The sequence below is a fragment of the Photobacterium sp. GJ3 genome, assembly GCF_018199995.1.
Classification (GTDB): Bacteria; Pseudomonadota; Gammaproteobacteria; order Enterobacterales; family Vibrionaceae; genus Photobacterium.
The window spans coordinates 1184836-1209215 of sequence record NZ_CP073579.1 but is presented as its reverse complement, the minus strand read 5'-3'; the positions used below and the strand labels follow the sequence as shown (position 1 = coordinate 1209215).

Genomic DNA, 24380 nt, shown 5'->3' with positions numbered 1-24380 from the left:
AATTTGCGGCATATGCTTAATCAATAGTGATGCTAATACAGCGGGTGGCAGATTTAGTTGTCCCGCTGCGGTATTCAGTCGCACCCGCATCAGGAGTGGCCCATGAATGGCGAGCTGTTTGAATCCCTGCCGATCGCTCTGATCTTTGTCGGCATTGCTTTGCTGATGTTGCTGTTCTGCGAAATTGGCTTTCAGTTTGGCCGTCATGCTTTTGCCCGGAAAGATAAAGAAGTTCCTGGCCCGCTGGGATCCATGGTGGGCGGGCTGCTGGGGATGCTGGCGTTTGTGCTCGCGTTTACGTTTTCCATTGCCTCCTCCCAGCATGAGGTTCGGCGAAATAATGTGCTTGAAGAAGCGAATGTGATTGGCACCGCTTATCTGCGGGCGGATCTGCTGGAGACATCCTCTGAAAGGATTGTGAAAGCGTTGCTTAAATCTTATGTCGATATCCGACTCGACGCGGCCAGCGGCGGTGATATCAATGAAGCTTTGAGCAAATCACTTGTGATTCATCGTCAGCTTTGGGATGCAGTTTCGGCTGCTGCCATTGCAAAGCCAAGCCCACTGACGTCGCTGATGGTTCAGGCAACCAATGATCTGATCGATATGCATGAAAAAAGAGTGACAGGGGCATTGCGGAGCCGGATTCCTGCCAGCATCTGGTTCGCACTGACAGCCATTACAGCGCTCGCAATGATTGCGCTGGGCACGCAAGTGGGGTACTCCGGTAAGCGACGGCTGATTGCAGTGATTCCGCTTCTGCTTGCTTTCGCTGTGCTTGTCACGCTGGTGGTTGATCTCAACCGGCCTCAGAATGGCCTGATTCTGGTGAGCCAGCAGTCGATGGTCGATCTGCGCAGCAGCATGGATTAAGTTTTTATTGCGTCGAATGCATGGTGTCATTAGGGAGAATCCCGAGACAACCCTCCGGCTGCCTCGGGGACTAAGCGTTTGTTAACTGAGTTCAAGCTGTGCCGTAATTTGGGCGATTTCCGCCCGCCATGCGCGTTGCAAACTCGGCTTCTGATGCTTTGGCCGGCGTCTCAGATCATCGTCCAGCAGGGTTTCCAGCGAAATCAGGCGAGCCAGCAGCTGTTCTTCATCACTTTGCGCCGGATGGTCGTGTGGTGCGGCTGGCTGATCCGATTGCAGGACAGTATTGGGATCGGACTGATTCAGGTGCCGGGCCGTCTGAGCCGTCATTTGCGCATAGACAGCTTCTGCCGTCAGATGCTCCGTGATCTTCCCGTCGTGGATCAACCAGAACCGGTTACAGCTTTGCTCAATCAGGCTGCGGTCATGGCTGACCAGTAACGCCGCGCCTTCAAAGCGATTCAGGGTTTCCCCGAGCTCTTCTTTGCCGTCTAAGTCAAGGTGATTGGTCGGCTCGTCCAGAAACAGCAGGTGGTAGCGGGCCAGTGTGAGTCCGACAAATAACAGCCGGGCCCGTTCGCCACCGCTGAGTGAGGCCACAGGCTGGTTGTGTCTGGCGTATTCAAACCCGGCACTGATCAGCGCCCGTTTACACTGTTCACGACTGATCGAAGCGAAAGACAGCAATGCATCCGTCAGGGCATCCTGATCACGCAGTTGCTGCTGAGACTGATCGTAATAGCCCAATCGGCAGCGATCGTGAAATGTCACCGCAGGCAGCGCTGAAGTCTGGTACGTTTGATACAACAGGTTGAGCAAGGTTGATTTGCCGCAGCCGTTGCTGCCGAGCACCGCGATGCGATCACCGCTTCGGACACGCATTTCAGTCATCTCGAACAAGGGACTGGCATGTGTTGCCGGTTTGACTGAAAAAGGCGTGATTGCCAGCAGTCGGTTCGCTGGCAGGGATTCTCCCTGAAGCGTGAGTGACCAGGGAGCACCTTCACTCAGTTCCGTTTGTGTTTCTTCCAATCGTTCCTTTCTGGCGAACATGGTTTTCGCTTTCCGGGCCAGATTTTCGTTGTCGTACACTTTGCCCCAGATGGCGAGACGCTTGGCACTTTTCTCGATCCGGTCGATTTCTTTCTGCTCGCTGGCATGCCGAAGCTGGTCGGTTTCATCTTTCTCTTGCAGCGCCAGCCGGGCCGCACTGCAGGGAAGTGAATAATGATGCAGGGACCGATCGCGCATGATCCAGGTGCTGTTGGTCACCGCATCCAGCAATGTCTGGTCATGAGAGACGAGCACAAATGCCCCTTTCCAGTTCGAAAGAAAATGCTCCAGCCAGAGCAAAGCAGGGAGATCCAGGTGGTTACTCGGTTCGTCCAGCAGCAATAAATCCGGCTGGTGGATGATAGCCCGGGCCAGTAATAAACGCATTTGCTGGCCGCCGCTGCAGTGGGCAACCTGCAGGTGCCGATCCGCGGGACTGAACCCTAGTTCGTCCAGCAGTAATTCTGCGCGCCAGAGCGCATCATCAGCCAGTGTCTCGGCCAGGGCGGAGAGCACGGTTGTGGTTTGCAAGGCATGCGGAATATATTGCTCAACATAGCGCATCAGGCAGGACTGGGCTTTGGCAATGCGTCCTGAACTGGCTTCCAGTTGGCCAGCTAAGAGTTTCAGCAAAGAACTTTTGCCACAGCCGTTATGGCCAATCAGGCCAATTTTATCGCCGTGATGGATCGTAAAGTTCAGATCCGTGAATAAAGACGAAGATGTATAAGAGAGTGTCAGGGATTGTGCAGTTAAAAAAGTACTCATATAGAACTCAAGAATTTTGGGCGTAAAAAGCCGTTGTCAAAGCTGACAATAATTCTTCGAGCATGAGGAAAACTCGGATGGACGCGTTTGGTCGGAGATGAATCTTTCGCTCAAGTCGAGATTATCGCAGCGCGATATCAAAAACTCTTGAGCGGACATCAATACCAAAAAAGCGTGGGTTGATTGAACACCACTGCGACATAAATATCCTCCTTTGTTTGTGTTGGGGAAAGTGCATTCACTTTCGGTGAATCGGTGGCATCATCTTAAAGCGATATGCAGTTCTGTATACAAATAAAAGTCTTCATATGCGGAAAGCATCGGGTTGATCAAAGAAAATGGCCGTTTTCCCCAGCGTATCAGGCGGGTGCTGTTTCGATGGGGGCATCGCTTTGAGCTCAAACATCTGGCGTCGGATGATTCTCGTTGCTCAAAATCTAAGCCACTGTTAGGATTCGTTTTTCTCTGCTGACAGACCCAGTTTGCTGATGTATCGCGTTCTTTTACCGATTTTGTCCTTTGCTTTTCCTGCTGCCAGCCAGGCAGTTGAACTGGCCGTTGGATTACAAAGTACCTTCACGAATATTGAAATTCAGGACCCGGAACACGGGGATAAAAATGTCGCTGTGATGACCAGTGGTTTCCATATACTCCCAACGGCTTCTCTGGTCTCATCGCCGTATTATTTTGCGGAAGACTCAAACTTTGGCGTGCAGTTTCAGCTCGATTGGTCATTTTTCAAGGCGGGCCAGCAGGAACTGCAGAACAGCCGGGAAAAAGTCGATCTCGGCACGTCGGTGACAGGTTATGCCATGACAGCGGTGCCTGTGTTGTTCTACCACTGGCACCGGGATGCCGGCGCTGACTGGAATGCCAAAGCTGGTCTCGGTTTTGGGGCAGGCTATCTGGATCTGAAAGGTCATTATCAAATCACGCATATTGCAGAACAGCGGGGTGAAACCCGTGATGTGAACTTCGGCGGCTTTGGCATGGCCATCAATGTATATCTGGAAGCCAACAAGGGGCCGCATCAGTTCCAGCTCTATAACTTCAGCCCGATACTCAGCGAAAAAAATCACGACTTTCAGGGTCACAACGTGGTGATGGCGTACAAATACCGCTTTGATCTGAATGAGGTGTGGGCAGTGTGGTGATTGATGGTGCTCCGATTCAGAGTTCACGACTGATGTCGACGATTGTTTTTCTCAGCCAGCCGTGGGCCTGATCGGCATTCATTCTGGGATGCCAGAGCATGGAGATGGGTATCGGCGGCACGGTGAAAGGCAGTGGAAAACAATGCATCCCCTGCCGGAAACTTTGTGTGTGTTTGGCGGGGACAGTGGCAACTAAGGCGGTGGCGCTGGCTAAGGTGACAGCACTGGTGTAACTGCCGACGGAGGCACGGATATTGAGCCGTTGTCCGGATTCGCTCAGCAGGGTTTCGAGGTGGCTTTTGCCTTCCTCAACTCTGGTGATACCAATATGGTCGGCGCTAAAGTATTGCTCAGCGGACACCAGATGTTGGCTGAGCGGGTGTTGAGCGGACACCACACCGATGAAGTGATCTTCAAATAATCGACGTACTTTGAGTTCCGGATGGGTGGTTTCCCTCAGTTTTCCGATTTCAATATCGACGCTGCCATCCCGCAGACCTGCGCCTTGTGGTGAAGACTGGCTGATAAAACGAACACGGCTCCGCGGTGCTTCTTCTGTCATGCGTTTCACCAGCGCCCCACCCAGGCTTTCCACAAATCCATCACTGGCGAACAGTGTAAACGTTCGCTCCAGACTGGCAATGTTGACGGGGACAGCAGGGGTCAGAATAGCTCTGGCGTCCATGGTCAGCTGGCTGACCTGCGCCTGAATTTCTAGCGCTCTGGGAGAAGGGACCAGATGCCGTCCGGCCCGGACTAATACCGGATCGTCCATGGTGACGCGCAATCGTGCCAGCGTTCTGCTCATGGCAGACTGACTCAAATTCATCCGTTTCGCTGCGCGGGCAACGTTCCGTTCTTCTAACAGGACATTCAGGGCCGGAATCAGATTCAAGTCGAGTACTTTCATTTGTCTACCTATGGCGTTTCATGCATTCAATCAGTGTAAATGATGCGTCTTCCGCAAAACAAGGCCGGATTTTAAGATGACTTTTATCTCGGGTCTCAAATTGGAGTGTGCTTCATGAAAGCGGAAATTTCACAGGCAGAAAAGGCAGAGAAGCTGTCGATGACAAACTGGTTCTCACTACTGGGGTTAGCCGTTGCTGTGCTGCTTTCTTCGTTCAATATCAGTATCGTCAATGTAGCATTGCCCAGGCTGGCCCGTATTTTTTCAGTGTCTATGTCTGAGGTGCAGTGGCTGGTTGTGGTTTATCTGCTGGCGATGACATGCCTGATGCCAATGGCGGGTATATGGGGTGATCGCTATGGCCGGAAGCGACTGTTTCTTTTTGGTATCGGCATCTTTTTCTGTGGGATCATTGCCTGTATTGTGTCGGAAAGCCTGACACAGCTAATTGCGGCGCGTTTGGTCCAGGGGATTGGGGCCGCGATATTTATCAGCCTGGCGATGACCTTTGTCGGAGACTTCATTCCTGCGACCAAAACCGGGACAGCGATGGGGGTTTTAGGCACAACCTCTGCAATCGGGACGGCACTCGGCCCGGTCTTGGGCGGCTATTTGATCTCGCATTATGACTGGCATGCGCTGTTCTATGTCAGCGTCCCCTTTGGTCTGTTTGCGTTGTTGTTACTGGCCCGGCAGTTGCCAGACAATCCGCCTGTGCCCCTTAAATCGGCGAAGTCAGGACGGTTTCTGGCACAGATTACTGAAAATCCGGTGTTGGCAGGCAGTCTGACCGCGAATGTCTGCGTTTCGGCCATTATTATGTCAACCATGGTTGTGAGCCCCTTTTATTTCACGGATGGCCTGCAGCTTTCACCAGCGCAAATTGGCTCTATTTTGTCGGTCGGACCGATTGTTTCTGCCCTGACTGGCGCGCCTGCCGGAAAGCTCACGGATCATTTGGGGTCAGGCGTTGTGGTCCGTGTCAGCCTTTGGGTCATGCTCTTGGGTTGCGTCCTGATTTCTGCCAGCGCATTCTGGACTTCTGTACCTGTCTATCTCTTTGCTCTCATTCTGGTGACCGCGGGCTATGCTATGTTTCAGGCGGCCAATAATACCGCCGTGATGACAGATGTTCAGGAAGGGCAAAAAGGGGTGACATCGGCATGGCTTCATTTTTCTCGGAATCTCGGCCTGATGGCTGGCGCTTCGGTGATGGGATGGTTCTACTTTTTCACATCGACGCTGTTTCCGGCAACTCAGAATCAACCGGCTACCGCCTTTGGGGTGACGTTTCTGATATCGGCTGCCTTGGTGGGGTTGGCTCAGGTTGTGGTTTCTTTGAGGCGGGGGTGGTGATTTATGGGGATATCTTCCATTCAGTGGGTCTGTCCCCCATCCTCATCAGGGATGGTTTAAGTCTGAGCCTAAAGTCTTACACGGCAAGATTTGAGTCATACTTAATGCTCTGCAGTGAGAGTCGTTAGAATGCCAATTGGAGCATTATCAGGAACAGCAGCTCAGGTTGTTATCCCTGAAATGAAAGAACTGGGGATACTGATATTTACAGCAATCTTCAAAGCATGCCAATTTTAAATGTTTCCCCTAATTTAAAAAGCCTTTCTTGAGGGAATCAGCGTTATGGTTCATTGGAACTCCCTATCTGGGCTTTTTATAAATTAATCACTTTATAATCCATCAGCGATTGTTTTGTATTGAATGTCCATACTTCATAGGCCGGGATATCATGCTGAGCTTCTCTTCCTCAATCACTTCTGTTTTCTCATGATCCACAGCTAGTTTCATTGCTCTCTATTACTTTGGGTATCTTGGAATCTTGTGCAGTGTACTCACGGCTAGTCGATGGAATCAGGCATGCACCTAAAATTTTAATCGATTGCCACTGCTTCGTTGTAGGCATCAAACATCGGTGTCTATAGCAACGCGCCTGTGCTACTGGCCAGGAGCAAGTGGCAATATTGCGGTAAATCGATAATACAGAGCAGTTTTGATATCCGTTTGCCTCTTGAAGGAGCCAAGCTTGTATAAAAATATGTTGTTCAGCTGACGTTAATATAACTGCATGAATGCAACTCATTTTGAAATTTAATGTATTGTGGGTGTTTTATATGAGATGTGACTCGAAAAAATCACCAAATAATTGAAAATGATAACTTCGAAGGTTAGTGCAATGGCATAGTGAATCAGACTTCTTAAGCATAGTTACTGTGAATTCAGTTATTGATAGATTCGGTGACAGAATGGCGAAGAAAAAAGTCTAAAATTCAGTCCGGAATTCAGATTTAAAACACCACAGTCAGTGCCTCTATGTGTCGAGGTGTGGAATTATTGAACTCAAGAGTAAATATTAACATATTGAATTGTATGGTTTATTAAGGGTCGTGACTCTGTTAGTGTCGGGTTCCATGTAATAGATGCACTCATCGGGAGGTTGAGCCAGAGCAATAAATACCTATCGCTAGAATCATTGTTCTGCGGGAGTCAATTAATTTCTGGCATCATCACGAATCATGGGTTGTATTATTTTACGTTAGCACGTTATCGCACAAAATGCTTTATTAAAAAGTGGTTTATCAGTTACTAAGTACCCAAATATTCATCTAATAAAGCAGCGCAGGAAATGTCTATTCAATAGATGGTTCGATTTTACAGCGGTTCATCAAGTTTGCTGTGGCGGTGTGAGTGGCAATCGTTTGGCTTATCTGGCAGCTGTCATTGAGCGTAACAGACTGAATAACATCTTGATGAAAAGTTACGAAAGTTAATTGAGTCACATCGTGCAAAAAGGCTTGGATCATGCACGGGAAGTTAATCGAGCGTATGTTCTGTCAGCGTTCGACCGAGGTTTAACGGATGCCCAGATCATGGCGGTTCTCGTCTCGGGCGGACAGCCAGATGGCGGTTTTAGACATTCAGGGATGGAGATGATAAGTATGAAACACAAGATGTCTGAATATGTAGTTGGGTATGGTGTTGTCCCCGTTGTGAGTGCCCTTTTTCGTCTGCGGGTTATTGAATACCTTTTATCTTCAGCTAAATATACGACGACCATGCTTGCCACTGAGCTGGGCCTTGACCTTCTCCGCTTGGATCAACTGATCGACTATCTGAAAACTCTGGGACTTATTGAAACCGATGACAATAACAATCTTATCCTTCGCCTCAACCCTGAGAGAGTCACCGAACTTGAGGATTGGATAACGCTTTACCGCATCGACTTTGATGCCGTACTTTCATCTGACCAGAGAAAGTCTGATGACCGTGATGTCGTGTTTTCATTTGCTTCGCAAGTTTTGACAGAGCTTGAGAACAAGTCAGTAGAAAATGGTGGCTATAGTCATGCAGCGCTGTTGCTTCCTCTGTTCTGTTATATCGGCCGGAAATGGGTGCAGGTTTCAGATAATCACATACACCACATATCTATCGGACCGATTCAGTCTGAATACAAAGCTCTCTTGGAAAGGCTGATTCTCAGCTTGGGGTGGGCAAAACTGGATGAGAACAACCTGATAATGACCGAATCCGGTATAGCTCTATATCAACATATTTCCGCAGGAGAGGAGGAAATTGAGCTTGCTCACCGATACCTTTTCATCGACAAACTTCTGAAAAATGATAGCGGGCAGGCCAATCCCTCGAATCAGCTACCGATTTTTCCCGAGAACATACAGAATCCGCACTTCAATACAGAGCATGCACTAAATGCACTGGGCGAAGCACTCAAAGCAACCCAAAAAGACGGAGAAGCTCCGGGCCCGCGAGTCATTGTTGATTGTCTTTGTGGCAACGGCTCATTATTAGCCTGGGTTGCAAGTGTCCTTGAAGAAAACAGTTCAGAATCTGGAAATCTGCCGCTGCTGATTGGTGTTAACAATAATCCGGAAGAGCTTGAGAGAGCTGGCGCTTTGCTAACGCAGCAGGGGATTGATCACCTCCTGCTGAAGGCATCAGGAGACAACTTATTAAGCATAAAGCAGGCACTTGAATCAAGAGATCTATATCAGGAAGACGAGGTCCTGTTCATCGATCACTTTCCTGGTTATAGCCGTGTTTGTTTTGACTACAAGAGACGGGTGGAACAATGGAAAGCTGTCGGGGGGCGTCATGGTGTTATTTGTGTAGCATCCTTTTCAGCCAAACAAACTCTCGACAGTGATTCGCTACAACACGCCAAGCTGCAGTCTGTTTTAAGTCGAGTGAATACGATTGATGCACTTGAGCGTCAACATTCATTATCGGCTTGGGATCTTCTTGTTACTGCTGCGCAGCAACAAATGTTTTGTGACAGAGAGATTTGGCGGGGTTATCCGGAAGACAGCCGTATAACCTCTCAGGCCGTTTGTCATTTCCACAATGCGCCTTACGCAGTTCGCCGGGCCACACTGGAAGACTTGGATGAACTGTATCAACTGGAACAACTGTGTTGGGCTGATCACTTACAGGTTACGCGACACGATCTGTTGCAGAGGCTTTCCTACTGCAGGGAAGGCAATTGGCTGCTAACAATTGATAACAAAATCGCGGGAGTTGTGTACTCACAAAGAATTGAGTCTCCGGATGATGTTTATCAGGGAGACTACATCAATGCCTATAGGATTCATCGCGACGGGGCACCGACAACTCAATTGATCGCGCTAAATGTGCTCCCCCAATATCGGGAAATGGGGATTGGCGACACACTTCTCTCTGGAGCACTGCTAATTTCCATGTCCGATGACAGGATTGACAAAGTGTGTGCTGTTACCCGGTGTACCGAATTTACCGGCAGTAACGAAACACAAATGGAACGCTATGTCATGTCTGAGGGCGATAGTGTTGATCCACTGGTCACTTTTCACCGGGGACACGGCGCGCAAGTTCGTGGAATCGTGAAAGGGTTCAGACCTGAAGATAAGCAGAATTTGGGAATCGGGGTCCTCATTGAATACGACTTACTGGCGTTGGGCAGAAAAGACACCCCTCAGCATGCTAAAGAAGTCGTGAATCTGGATGCTGAAGCTTTAGCTGAATCGATCAAGTCTCAGGTATTGGCGCTAACGGGTAATCAGACAGGCACTGGCTATAGTCATTCCAGACCGTTAAAAGATATGGGGATTGACTCCATGGCTCTGATGCAGCTAAGAAACCGTATCAACAAAGTGATCGGAAGCAACATACCTCCGACATTTTTTTTCAAGCATGGTTCCGTAGACGAAATCGTAGAAAACCTTGCCAGATCTGCTTCACCCTCCGAAAGCTCGGTCAAAAAAAAGGTAGATTCTGAAGCTGAGCCTGTCGCAATCATTGGGATGTCCTGCCGCTTTCCCGGGCAAGTCGATAGCCCTCAACGGCTATGGCAACTTCTGTCAGAAGGAGGGGATGCCATTGGTTATGCTCCTGACGGGGTTGCAAGACGATATATATCAAATAATACACTGACAAATCGTCATGGCGGTTTCCTGGATCAGGTTGATCTGTTTGATGGTGCTTTCTTTCAGGTGACTCCACGGGAGGCAGAGTACCTAGATCCTCAGCAACGCTTGCTACTGGAACAGACATGGCTGGCATTGGAAGATGCGGGCATCGTTCCTGAAAATCTTAAAAAACGCCCCATTGGAGTATTTACAGGCATTTTCACTCACGACTATGAGCTGTTGCAAAACCGCTATTCAGGAAACCCCGGAGGTGGGATTTATTACGCGACCGGGAATTCCTCTTCAACAGCTGCAGGGCGGATTGCTTATACATTTGGTTTTATGGGACCGACACTATCGGTGGATACAGCATGCTCTTCATCCATGACAGCAGTCCATTTAGCCTGCCAAAGCCTTAAAAATGATGAGTGTGAAGTAGCATTGGTCAGCGGCGTCAATCTTATATTGTCCCCTGAACTGACCAACGCTTTTGCCGGTGCTGGAATGCTGGCCAAAGACGGTCGCTGTAAAGTCTTCGATCATAAAGCTGATGGTTATGTACGTAGCGAAGGTTGCGCCGTTATTGTACTGAAAAGGTTATCCCGGGCCCAAAAGGATGGGGATAATATTCTGGCGGTGATTCGCGGTAGTGCCGTTAATCAGGATGGTAGAAGTAACGGGTTGACCTCACCCAATGGCCTTGCCCAAAGACAAGTTATTCAATCTGCTTTGACCGCTGCCGAGGTAGAGCCCCATCAGGTTTCCTATGTGGAAATGCATGGGACCGGCACGAGACTGGGCGATCCCATCGAAATCGAGGCGTTGAACGATGTATACGGAGAGACCAATGGCACCCGGCGAACCAAAGATATGTTGATTGGCTCGGTTAAAGCCAATATAGGTCATACAGAAGCTGTTGCCGGACTCGCTGGATTAATCAAAGTCGTCATGGCCATGCAGCATCGGGAGCTCCCCCCCAGATCCACTATCACACCCGAAATGAACAGATTTCGCCTCTGACCGGGCTGAGTATATTGGGTAAAGATGCTTGTCTCTGGGAGGAAAAGAAGTTGATGGCAGGTATCAGTTCGTTTGGGTTTAGCGGTACTAACGTACACGTGATCGTAGAGGAAGCGCCTAGAGCCAAACGAAAGAACTACGATAGGATCAGTCGACCAGCGGGAGGCTATCTCCTCAAACTGTCAGCCAAGACACCTAAAAGTTTAAATCGGTTGATACAGGAATATCAGGTAGTCCTCACCGGAAAAGAGAGCAGGTCTATGGACCTCGCGGATATTTGCTTTAGTGCAGCTGTCAACAGGGCTGATTTTGAATATCGCCGTTGTTTTCATGGATCTTCTCGTGAAGAGCTGATTTCAAAACTGAGGTCAACTGATTCGGTTGATTTCCGGGATTCAATCATACAACTCCAATGCTTTTTTGAATCGGTCCCGACATCCCGTTCAATACCGTTTCCGGGAAAAAATCTATACGACAACCACCCGGAGTTCAAGCGGTCTCTGGACCGATGTGCGCAATACCTTAAAGATTGGTTTGAGGTTCCATTAACGCAGGCGCTATGGGGCGACAATCAGTCGTTGATGTCAGATTACTCATATCGATTCCCGGCCTGGTGCAGTGTCCAGATAGCACAATTTGCTCTGTTCAAGAAACTGGGAATTATTCCTCAAGGCATTCAGGCGGAAGGTTTAGGTTGGTTCGCAGCGGCTAATGCTGCCGGGGTTATCGGTCTGGAGGATACACTAGACTTGGTCTGCGAGTTAGGCGAAATGCTTGATCACAACGAGCTGCTATCGGAGAACTGTTCTTATTTAGAGGTATTGCATCAGGTTTCGTTTCATAAACATCAGATCGAGTTGAATACTGCCGACTCTCCTCAAGAGCAGGTATTTTGGGTGAATCTTGCGAGCTCATCAGAGCAATGGCTGACACGGAGCAATTCAAAAAGGAATTGGTCGGCGTCGACTTATACGCATTGTCTTTCTTTGGGCGTTCCCCTGCGTTTGCATGAGCTACGCTCTTTTAATACCTTTGCAGGCCACAACTCGTCGCAACCGGATGATGTTGAGAGCTGGCAATTGTATAGCTTGGTAGCGGAGTTCTATCATTCTGGTGTCGATGTTAATTGGCGGGCCCTGATGAGTGGTCGTGGGATATTTGTAGATATTCCCAAGTATCAATTCGATCAATCATCTTATTGGTTTACGGCAGACCAGGGCGGTGGTCCTCAGTCCGAAGGCCCTACATATAGAATCGATTCAGAAACTTCATCTGCCAGACATTGGCCGCTTCAGTTTATTGGCACAGCTAAAGATCGAACAAGGCAATATGAACTGAAATTTAGTGGAGCCGAATATTACCTGAAGGATCATGTCGTATCGGGCACGAAAGTGCTTCCGGCAGCGGCGTACATGAGCATCATTGCTCAACAGGCAATGATCATGTCTGGTGTTGGCGAGATATCCCTTCGTGGAGTCAGGTGGCTTGAACCTTATGTCGCGGATAACGATCAGCAGATACTCCACTTAAACATTAGCGGTGACTTACCCAATCCACTGGATTTCGTATTCTCCAATGGGGAAGACCGATTTGCTGAGGGAAGGATAGAGTTCCACAAGTCTCCCAATCGAGACCTTGAAGTCCTTGATCTGGATGCAATCCGCAAGCGCTGCCCGCACCTCCTTTCTTCCCGTGATTGCTACCAAAGGCTACAACGGAAAGGCTTTTCTTATGGTGAAAAGCTTCGTCCCATCGATCATTTAAGACTTGGAGACGAGGAGGGCTTTGCTCTGCTTACTTTGCCTGAGGACTTGCAGTTCAGCATCAACCCCTCAATGGGTCTTCCTCCTGCGTTAATTGATGGTGCTTTGCAAGCTTGTCTTCTGATTGAAGGTCAGCATACAAACGAGCAATACCTCCCATACCTGATAGAAGAAATTGCACTTTTTCAACCGCTTGCAGCTGAATGCCTGGTGAATATAAGGCTCATACCGGAAGACACTGGCAATGCCAGATTGAAGCGGTTTGATGTTGACATGACTGACAGGCAAGGACGGATTCTGGTTAGCCTCAATCGCCTTACCGTATGCCTGAGAGAAAACCCGAAGGAAATGCCCAAGGAGCAGCAGCCTTTAGCAGGCTCATCTTGCTTCCATCAGGTACGGTGGCATGGCCAAAGAGAGGTCCCCTTAAATGGGGAAGGAATAAATGGAGAGGAACTTGGCAGTCAGGTATTGCTAACGTTTATGGAGCCGTCAACGGCTAAGCCTTTCCTTGATGCTGTTGCAGAGTTGGCCAGCAGAGTGAAGCGCCATGTGGTGGTGGTTCCAGGAGACGAGTATGCCCGGGTTAGTGAAGATCGTTTTACACTTGATATGAGCAATGCGTCTCATGTTTTCCGGTTGGTTGATGAGCTGAGAGACACAAGCCTATTGCCTGACCTGACTATATTCAGCCCGTCAATAACGTCATCTTCACCAAACTCTGCCAGTGAAGAATTGAGGGAAGAAGCAATCGCTTCCAGATTGGAACAAAGCTTTTATCCGGTCATGTTGTGGTTTAAGAGCCGACTGGCCCATCCTGCAGAAAATACCTGCAAGACGTTATTGTTGTATGAGCACAGTCCATCTTTGGCGTCGTGCTATTTTTCCTCCCTCAGCGGATTTGGCCGCGCTTTGTACAATGAAAATCCAGGACAGTTGTTGAAAACGGTTGCTGTTGCTGCCCCGGATGAAGTGGGAGCTGGCAGAATCGCTCAATGGTTGTCAACTGAACTCGGAGGCAGGGAACCGTGGGAGTTTGAAGTCAGGTATCGTCAAGCTCAGAGAGAAGTAAGCTTCTTGCATGCTGTCAGTGGTACGACCGATGACAACCATCCATTTCTATCCATTGGCGATGAGGCTACATCAGATCGCAGTTTGCTTTCTACCACCGGTGTCATCCTCCTGACCGGTGGGCTGGGCGGCTTAGGACAGATCTTCCTGAAGTATTTTTCAGGTCGTTCTAAAGGAACGGTTGTCTTGCTTGGGCGTTCTCCTTTAACAGGGGATAAAAGCCGGCTGCTTGACGAACGACTAAAACAAGGCATCAGAGTCGCATATTATTGTTGCGATATTTCAGACCGTGATTCTGTTCGCGATACTTTGCAGATGGTTCGACAGAAATATGGTGATATTGAAGGCGTGGTTCATGCTGCAGGATTGAATCGGGATGCTTTTCTTATCAACAAATCCCGAGAGGATTCGAAACAGGTACTCGCCCCTAAAATCGCCGGCACACAGTGGCTGGACTTTCATACACAGCAAGATCCGCTGGCATTTTTTATCTGCTTTTCCTCTTTTGTTGGCGTGCTCGGGAATACAGGGCAAACAGATTACGCCTATGCAAATAATTTTATTGATCATTTCTGCACTTATCGGGAACGGCTAAGACAAAAAGATCAGCGTCAGGGCAAAACCTATTCAATAGGCTGGCCGTTGTGGGCAGAAGGTGGGATGCAAGTGGCCACCAATGTTCTCGCTTATCTTGATGATTGGTTGGGAATGACACCTCTGACAACACCTCAAGGACTCGCTGCTTTTGGTGGTCTGTTCACCCATGAGCCCGGGCACTATTTGTTATTCAATGCCAGCGAAAACAAGCTGCACAAGGCTTTTTACAAAAGCTTGGATCACGGGTCATTAGTCAACGCCCAGCTACCTGATAGCTTAGATGAATCCGCTGATAGCAGCTTTGCCACAAACAAGGAAAGTGAATCGATGAAGTCCAGCCAAACCTTAAGAAGTGCCGCTCTGGAATACCTAAAGAAACAGCTTGCCGATGTGACCAAGCTGCCTTTGGATAGCATCAGGGTTAATGCCAGTTTTGACGAATACGGCATCGATTCGATCATGATAACGGACTTGAACCGACAGCTAGAGTCTGATCTTGGACCGATGTCAAAGACGTTGTTTTTTGAGTACCGTTCCTTGCAGGAATTGGCGGAGTATGTCACGAAAAAACATGAACATGCACTGGCAAAGCTCTTGGGAACTTACTCTAGCCAGGAAGACATCAGTCATCTCGAAGTCAATCAAGACGTATCTCGGATAAGCGAAAATTTCGACGAAGCTGGAGTGTCCCCAGATATATCTGACCTGACTGACATCGCTATTATCGGTGTGAGTGGCCGCTATCCGGATGCTGAGAATTTAGATCAGTTTTGGGATAATTTGTGTAATGGCCGGGATTCCATCATCGAAATCCCCCGGCAGCGCTGGGACTGGCGGGATTATGAAAATCCCAGCGAGCAACAACAGCGTAGTATTTGTAAGTGGGGAGGATTTATTGATGATGTGGATTGTTTTGATCCGCTTTTCTTCAATATTTCGCCCAAGGAAGCCCGTTATATAGACCCTCAGGAGCGGTTATTTCTGCAGATAGCAGAGCATACCCTGCAGGACAGCGGTTACACAAAACAAAGTCTGAATGACCAAGTGGTCGGGGTGTACGTCGGTGCGATGTACAGTCACTATCAGTTGTTCGAGAATGAAAAAGCCCAGCGTGGCGGAGCTTTTTTTGCCGCTATTGCCAATCGAGTTTCATATCACTATAACTTTAGTGGTCCCAGCATGACGCTGGATAGTATGTGTTCGTCCTCGCTCAGTGCCATTCATCTTGCCTGTAATAGTATTGCTATGGGGGATTGCGACATCGCTCTGGCCGGAGGTGTAAATCTCTCCCTTCATCCCTGGAAATATCAGTTACTGACCAAAGACCGATTCATATCCAGTGATGGCCGCTGCCGGAGTTTCGGCACCGGAGGTGACGGTTATGTACCGGGTGAAGGTGTCGGTGCGGTGTTGTTAAAGCCCCTCAGAAAAGCGATTGAAGACCGGGATCAGATACACGCTGTGATTAAAGGCAGTGCAGTCAATCATGGCGGTAAGACCAATGGATTTACAGTGCCGAATCCCGTCGCACAGGGACAACTGATTTCTGCAGCATTGGACAAGGCGGGTGTACCGGCACCGTCCATCAGTTATGTGGAAGCTCACGGAACAGGAACGGCTCTGGGTGATCCAATCGAAATGAATGGGCTGGATAGAGCATTTTCCCGAGAAGCTCAGGGCGAAGCGCATCAACAAGAAAAACCTGTGCCAATTGGGTCGGTGAAATCCAACATTGGTCATTTGGAGTCTGCTGCCGGTATGGCGGCGCTAACAAAAGTGCTGTTGCAACTGAAGCACAAAAAAATAGTTCCTTCTCTCCACTCTACAGAACTGAATAACAATATTGACTGGCAGAAAACCCGATTTAAACCCCAGCAGGTTCTAGGGCCTTGGCATACTGCCGAACAGATTCAAAATGGCAAGTACTCTTCTGATTCATCCTACCCGAGAAGAGCTGCCATCAGCTCGTTTGGTGCCGGTGGAGCCAATGCCCATTTGATCATCGAAGAATATATCCCGAAGGCTGATATTCAGCTCGAAACCCAGGTATTTCTGCCAACGACACAATTATTTGTCTTCTCTGCGTTAAGGGAGGCTCAGCTTGATGAATACGTCAGGAATATTTGTGACTTTATTACAGCCAGCGCAGGTGCATTCGCGTCTCCGCAAAAGTTCGCACAACTGGCGTATAACCTTCAGACTGGACGCCCTGAGTTAGATTGCCGCCTGGCAGTTGTGGCAGAAAGCGTGGATCAATTGTTGACCGGACTTAACGGCTATCTGAATCGAACACTGCAGGATAACGGGAACTATTTGGCGGGAAAAATCGGAGAGAGCACAACACCGCTATTCAAGCACAATCGCTCCTCTCAAGAAACAGTCTTGTGGGAAATCGCACAGAAATGGATCAAAGGTGAGCCTGTTGAATGGCGTGTTCTGCATCAGGGCAAGCAATATGCGAAAACCTCTCTGCCGCTCTATCCGTTCGCTCGTGATCATTATTGGATTAGCCAGTCACAACCACAAGCAGAAAACGTCAGACAAGTTCGATACCCATTGCTGGACAGCATGAATCCAACTCAAAGTATGGATCATGGGATCGTGTTTGATAAGTATTTGTCAGTGGATTTACCTTTCATTCGGGATCACCGTGTCGGAGGTGAGTTCATGCTGGCGGGGACCGCACAGGTCGAGATGGTTGCTGAAGCATTAACTAAGATGGAGATGGCATCGGTGTACCATATTTCCCAGATGATATGGTTACGCCCTCTGGTTGTTAATGACGATAACGCTGCCGTGCATATCGCGCTGGACTTCAGCGGCAGTGAAGGAAGTTTCCAGTTATACGCTTACGAGGGCGCGGAAAAGGTATTGCATAGCCAGGGCAAGCTTCAGACGAATATCCTCAATGTGCCTGACACTCCCCCTGTTGATATCGAAGAAATTCGTGGGAGACTGTCGAACGTTACGGAACCAAGTCTTTTATATCAGCAGTTTGTTTCAAACGGAGTGGAATACGGACCGTTATTTACCACGGTTGAAAGCCTTATTTCTTCTGATAAAGAAGCCCTGGCCGTATTAGCGGTGCCTGCAAATGCACAAGGCCATTCCCTGGATTATCAATTGTCGCCATCCTTGCTGGATGGTGCTCTCCAGATGATTGCAGGTATACAGGAGCAACAGACAGGTCCATTGCTGCCATTTTCTATAGGCAGTATTGAGCAGTTCAAACCCCTGAATTCAAGCTGTATCGGCTATGTTCGTGAAGAAGGCAGCGGCCAGTACAGTGCCTCCCTGCTTGACGAAGAGGGTCAATTGTGTGTGCGAATTTCTGATATTTGTTTACGAAAATCCAAAGACAAGTTGTCTAATTTTTTCTATGCCCCGCAATGGAGGCCGGCAGAACTGCAGTCGGAAGCGACTGACAGCGGGAATCTGGCTGCCCCGACCCAAAATGTATGGCTTATCTATCCGGAGAATGCTGCAGACCTCGCGGAATCGATAGCCCGGCAGCATCAAGACGATAATATATTTAGGATTCAACTGTCAGATCAGTCGAGTCATTTAGATGAAAAGGTCTGGTTACTGGGTGTCGACGATCCAGTGGCTTTGAAACGGCTGTTCAGCGAAATTGATAACCCCGAGATAATCTATTTTCTGGGCGGGTGTTGGAACTGTCCGAAAGAGACCTTGAATGAAGTAGAGAAAATTGAACTGAGCCAGCGCTTCGGTGTTCGCATGCTGTATCGGATCGCTGGGCATTTGGGACGGCATCACTCGCAGATGCCACTTTCTCTCAAAGTGATTACCGGCAATTCAATGAAAGTCACGGAAGAATCCAGTGTGAGCCCCTATGGCGCGAGTTGCCACGGATTTGCTCGTAGTCTAAGTCGAGAATTTCCAAGATGGCAGCTCAGCATCATCGACGCAGATTTTGAGGGGAGCGATGTAGAAGACATTGCACGCTTGGTCAAACAAGACAAGGCATACTCAGGAAAACTTGTTGCGATCCGCCAGGGGACTAAGCTCGAGCAACACTTGATTCCATCACCACTCCCTGATGACACCAGTGAGATGCCCCACTACAAGCACAAAGGGGTGTACCTGATCCTGGGAGGACTCGGCGGTATCGGGCTGGCCTTTAGCCGATATTTGGCGCAACATTTTTCCGCACGACTGATACTGATAGGGCGCTCTTCCTTATCAGGAGCGAAACAGGAAGCGGTTACGGCGTTGGAAAAGTTGGGTGCTGAGGTCCTGTATCTACAGGCTGATGCATGTGATGAACACAGTATGAAAGCTGCTGTGGCAAAAGCGACAGGTCGTTTTGGGAATATCGATGGTGCAGTGCACTCGGCTATCGTTTTGCAGGATAGCTCTGTGCTCAGTATGGACGAAGAACAGTTCATTTCAGCTCTGGATCCCAAGGTGAAAGGGTTGGGGATCCTTCATCACACACTGGCCGCGCATCAGTTGGACTTTATGCTTGTCTTTTCTTCCGCCCAGTCATTCTGGGGCAATGCCGGGCAGAGTAATTATGCGGCTGGGTGTGCCTTTAAAGACGCATATAGCGACTACCTGAACGATTTGGAATCTTATCCCGTCAAAGTCATCAACTGGGGATACTGGGGTGAAGTGGGAATCGTGTCCACCCAGGCATACCGTGATCGATTAGCTGCTCAGGGAATTCTCTCCATCAGTACACCAGATGGAATTCGGGCCATATCCAGAGTATTGGCTAGTGAGCACAGTCAGATTGTGGCTATTCATGCGACCGAGAAATTCCTAAGCCCGTTAGTGACTGGCTTGGGCGAAGTAACCAATGCCTCCGTTCGGGAGCCAAATATTATTTCGAAGGGGCAGTCGCTGCTGCGTTCACTGTCACCGGATTTATTGACATACAAGGCAGATACGTTGTTTCTGAAACGTCAGACCGAGCAGGATAAAGCCCTGGCGTCTGCCTTACCTCCGGTATTATTGGGCATTTTTCAGTCGCTGGGGGTATTCCAGACGGTTGAAGAGGCATGGTCAATGGTCGAGTTAACACAGAAGCTGGAACTTGAACCTGAACATGAACAGTTATTCGGTGAATTACTGAAGATACTTGTTCGGGGCGGTTACCTTGAAAAGAACGCTGGAGGTTTCATCACTTCTGCTTCAGTGGCCGACAGTCGCCTTCGGAAGGTTGATGTCACCGATCTGGATAAGCTTCTGATGCGTTATTCAGACTTGGCCCCGCACGTTAAATTGCTCAAACATTGCCTTTCACAATACCCGAGTATTTTATCCGGTAAGGTAACGGCTAGTGATGTCATGTTCCCCAATGCATCTCTCCACTTGGTCGAGGGAATTTATAACGGGAATCGTCAGGCTGATCACTGCAATAGTCTGGTTGCCGCATCCATCGTTCGGTATTTGAAGGCCAGGTTAGAGAGTCAGGACAATCGGCAAAAAATAAGAATTATGGAAATTGGTGCCGGCACCGGTGGTACAAGCAGACCAGTCCTGGAGGCCATTTCGCCCTTTAGAGAGTCTATTCAGTATCTCTATACCGATATATCGTTGGCGTTTACCAAACATGGCCGTCAGTCTTTCGGGGAACAGTATCCCTTTGTTGAGTTTTCTCTGTTTAATGTCGATCAAGCGGTGGACGGGCAGGGCATAGAACCCGGAACGATAGACTTGGTTTTAGCGACCAATGTGATACATGCCACTCCTTATATCGGCCGTTCACTTGGCCATATCAAGTCATTACTGAAGAGTGACGGTTGGCTGATACTTAATGAACTCACCGCAGCACAAAGTCCATATACTCTAACTTTCGGTCTTTTGCCGGGCTGGTGGGTGTTTGATGACAAACAGGTGAGGATACCTGGTTCACCATTATTGAGTTGTTCCGGATGGCAAACTCAACTTGAGTTAGCGGGCTTCAAAGACTCTGTCGTCTTGCAGCAATCATTCTCCAGTGGCGAAGATCTTGGCCAAAACGTCATCATTGCTGAAAACGAGAGTATTGCAATCAGTGATCGGCCAACAATCCAGGACGCAGCACTTACAACTGGTGGTCGTACTACAACGGCCAACGCCGGAGCTGACACGAGCGATGTACTTGCTCGATTGAAACAGGTTACTGCCTCTGTGCTGGAGTTGAATCAAAGTGACCTCTCCGATGACAAGGGTTTTGCGGACTACGGCGTTGATTCAATTACCGGAGTTGAATTGGTCAATCAGATCAATGATGCCTTTGGTATCAACCTGAAGACCACAGTCATTTTTGATTACCCCAATATCCGCGGACTGGCGAATTTTCTGGTGTCCGAGAAAATTGTGGCATTCGCTCCGTCTGATGAGGCAACCGCAGGGGAAAAGGCGTTCTCGGCGGTAGATTCTCAGGAAATAGTTCAGAAGCTGAAAGAGCTGGTCTCTACTGCGATGGAGATGTCGGTACAAGATGTATCGGAAGATAAAGGGTTCGCGGACTATGGTGTTGATTCAATCACTGGTGTCGAGCTGGTGAACCGGGTCAATGATGAGTTTGGAGTCACCCTAAAAACCACCGCAATATTTGATTATCCCGACATTCGTAGACTGGCTGCCCACCTGCGAAGCATAGAGGAAACGACACCAATCAAGCTACCAGCAACATCTAGGCCAATGACGCTCCCTCAGTCTGCAGCTCAGGCAGCCGCAATTGCTTCCGCCATCCCCCAAAACGCATCGGTACGGGCTGATGTTGAAACAATACAGGGGGAGAAGTTTCTGCCGGTGAATGGAAACAGTAGGGTTCTGATCGCCCGACCGGGGAATATCGATAGTATTTCACTAGCAACGCTGTCCATCGGCGACCCAGGGCCACAAGAGGTACAGATAGAAGTCAGAGCATTTTCATTGAATTTTGGCGATCTGCTGTGTGTTAGGGGCTTGTATCCTACGATGCCGGATTATCCTTTCACACCAGGCTTCGAAGTCGCGGGAGTAGTCCGTAAGATCGGCAAAAATGTATCCAATGTAACAATTGGCGATGCGGTTATCGCGTTAACTGGAAGTGAATTAGGTGGACACGCGCACTTCGTTAACTGCCCGGCTTCGCTTGTGGTCCCTAAACCGGAAGAAGTGCCGTTCGAGGACGCCTGTGCTTTTCCTGTGGTGTTTTTAACCATGCATCACATATTCAAATCCGTGATGATGAATCCAGGAGAGAAAATCCTTATTCAAACGGCGACAGGAGGTACCGGTTTAATTGCCGTACAGCTCGCGTTACAGGCAGGTCTGGAGGTATTTGCCACTGCTGGCTCGGTCGCAAAATTAGACTATCTCAAAGAAATGGGAGTTTCACGGGTGATTCACTACCGTGAAACAGATTTTGCCGAACAGGTGATGGAGATGACTGCTGGGAAAGGGGTCGACATCGTCATAAACACTTTGGCAGGAGATGCCATTCAGAAGGGTATCGACTGCCTGGCATATGGTGGCCGGTATGTCGAAATCGCCATGACTGGCCTTAAAGGGGCAACATCGATTGATTTGTCGAAGATGAATGATAACCAGTCATTTCATAGCATCGATCTTCGGAAAATGTTGCTTAGGAATTCAGCTTCAATCCCCGGATATCTGAATGAAATGTCGCAATATCTGAAGGAGAACAGGATCAGCCCAACCATTAGCCGGGTGTTTGAATTCGAACAGATTCAACAGGCATATCACTATCTTGAAAATAGGGAAAACATTGGCAAGGTGGTCGTCCGATGTCAACCTGTCCCAGCTCAACTTATGACTGAGTCTAGCGATACTGCCAGTGTTTCAGAGGCATCAGGCAACGATGATGTCGCGGTGATAGGCGTCGCTTGCCAGTTTCCCGGAGCTCAGGATGCTGAGCAGTTTTGGGAAAATCTGGCGGAGGGTGTTGATTCAGTTAGTACGATCAAACGTTGGCGTCAGGGCTCTCTTGCTGCTCCCGATGTCAGATATGGCGGATTGATTGATAATGCTGCGATTTTCGATGCTGACTTTTTCAATCTTTCTCCACAGGATGCAGTGCAGACTGACCCACAGCAAAGACTGTTCCTGCAACAGTCTTATCTGGCACTGGAGCAGGCCGGATATGCCAAGACAGCTGAAGAGGCGCTTTCCTGCGGCGTGTTCGTAGGGATAACGGGCGGTGATTATGACGATCTCCTGAAAGTCGAAACAGAATCGATGTCAGCCGCCTCTTTCTGGGGGAACGAGACATCGGTCGCGCCGTCTCGTATCGCTTACCACCTGAACCTCTCAGGTCCCTGTTTGGCAATAGACGTGGCTTGTGCCTCTTCGTTGGCGGCTATTCATCTTGCCTGTCAAAGTATTCTGAACGGCCAATGCGACATGTCGATCGCCGGAGGCGTATTTCTTACCCATACTGGTGAGTTTTATGAAAAGTGTGACGCTGCAGGGCTACTGTCAAAGCAGGGGAAATGCCGTCCGTTCGACAAGAGTGCGGATGGTTTTGTACCCAGTGAGGGTGTTGGTGCCGTCGTACTGAAGCGAAAGTCGCAGGCGATTGCGGACGGTGACAGAATTATTGCCGTGATCAAGGGCAGTGGATTAAATCAGAATGGCCGTTCAAACGGCATAACGGCGCCGAACGCTAAAGCTCAGGCCGACTTGCTGTCCTCTGTCTATGCCAGACACAATATTAACCCAGCCACAATCGGATATGTGGAGACCCATGGTGCGGGTACCCGATTTGGCGATTCTCTGGAAGTTGAGGCGCTGAGTTCGGCCTTTGCTGATGTTCCTCCGGGAAACTGCTTAATCGGCTCGGTAAAAAGCAATATCGGGCATGCAGCCATTGCTGCAGGCATGGCCAGTTTCGTCAAAGTCTTATTGGCAATGGAGCACCGTCAGCTTCCTCCCTCGATACATTACAACGATGCAAGTGAGCTTATTGACTTCGCAGACAGTCCATTTTCGGTTAATCAAGAGTTAAGGGATTGGGAACCTAAATCCGGCTTCCCCAGAAGAGCGGCAGTCAGCGCATTCGGATTCAATGGTAGTAATGCGCACCTTGTATTGGAGCAGTATGAGGCAAAATCAAGAAGCAGATATCAAGCGCGGTCTCGGCATTTAATTGTCCTGTCGGCCAGAAGCCAAATGCAGTTGAAGCAACAGGCGAAAAGCATTGCTAATTATGTTCACTCTGCAAAGGATAATGCGCGGGAATTTTGGTTGGATAGCTTGGCTTATACCCTACAAGTGAACCGTCAGCCGATGCTGGAGAGGATTGCAGTGATCGTTTCTTCTGCAGATCAGTTGGAGAAAGCACTCACTGCTTATGTCAACGGCCAAAACAGTGACGTGATGGTTAAGGGGGCAAAGGTGAATCAGGATGCCATGATGCATTTGGGAGAAAGGCACCTTCTCGAGGTTGCTACCCTATGGCTGGAGGGCGCCACCGTTGACTGGCACAAACTTTATTCTGCGGGTGTACCTGAAAAAATAGTGTTGCCCGGCTACCCATTTAACGGAAGAGAATACTGGCCTGGCGGTAATTTTGAGCAGGATGGTTCTTTTACGCAAGCCAGAGTCCTTGAATTTATTGCAGCAGAAAGTCGCGCGGGAGAGGCCACTTCACCAGAGTTCGCCGCAGAAGATTCTCAATTGATTCGCCTTCTGACCGAACTGGGTAACGATGAACTGTCTGTAGAGGATGCGTTATCCAAGCTCGATACATTGGTTATTGATTAAGTCGGTTGAATTAAGTTACGGAATAAAAAGGAAGGGA

General features: G+C 49.0%; 7 protein-coding genes. 5 read left to right on the top strand and 2 right to left on the bottom strand.

Translation table 11 applies throughout. The features are described from left to right. Positions 1-102: 102 nt before the first annotated feature. Positions 103-873 (top strand): hypothetical protein, encoded by a 771-nt coding sequence (locus tag KDD30_RS22205; protein ID WP_211650756.1) that lies wholly within the window; start codon positions 103-105, stop codon positions 871-873. 81 nt (positions 874-954) lie between these two features. Here the strand turns inward: KDD30_RS22205 and KDD30_RS22200 are convergent, their stop codons facing one another. Further along, on the bottom strand, positions 955-2694 hold the full coding sequence (locus KDD30_RS22200) for an ABC-F family ATP-binding cassette domain-containing protein (RefSeq protein WP_211650755.1): 1740 nt from the start codon (positions 2692-2694) through the stop codon (positions 955-957). Positions 2695-3182: 488 nt separating this feature from the next. Between KDD30_RS22200 and KDD30_RS22195 the strand changes: the two genes are divergently transcribed. Then, positions 3183-3848, top strand: a complete 666-nt coding sequence (locus KDD30_RS22195) for a hypothetical protein (protein ID WP_211650754.1) — start codon at positions 3183-3185, stop codon at positions 3846-3848. Between the two features lie 16 nt (positions 3849-3864). Here the strand turns inward: KDD30_RS22195 and KDD30_RS22190 are convergent, their stop codons facing one another. Further along, positions 3865-4758 (bottom strand): LysR family transcriptional regulator, encoded by an 894-nt coding sequence (locus KDD30_RS22190; protein WP_211650753.1) that lies wholly within the window; start codon positions 4756-4758, stop codon positions 3865-3867. A gap of 114 nt (positions 4759-4872) precedes the next feature. On the opposite strand from KDD30_RS22190, the gene KDD30_RS22185 reads away from it, so the two are divergent. The 3 genes from KDD30_RS22185 (at position 4873) to KDD30_RS22175 (ending at position 24343) form a co-directional block, all read left to right on the top strand. Further along, positions 4873-6114: an MFS transporter gene (locus tag KDD30_RS22185; RefSeq protein ID WP_211650752.1), complete on the top strand. Its 1242-nt coding sequence runs from the start codon at positions 4873-4875 to the stop codon at positions 6112-6114. Positions 6115-7553: 1439 nt separating this feature from the next. After that, a complete protein-coding gene (locus KDD30_RS22180; RefSeq protein ID WP_211650751.1) occupies positions 7554-11189 on the top strand; it encodes a type I polyketide synthase in 3636 nt (1211 codons plus the stop codon). A gap of 53 nt (positions 11190-11242) precedes the next feature. After that, positions 11243-24343: a type I polyketide synthase gene (locus KDD30_RS22175; protein ID WP_211650750.1), complete on the top strand. Its 13101-nt coding sequence runs from the start codon at positions 11243-11245 to the stop codon at positions 24341-24343. Positions 24344-24380 lie beyond the last annotated feature (37 nt).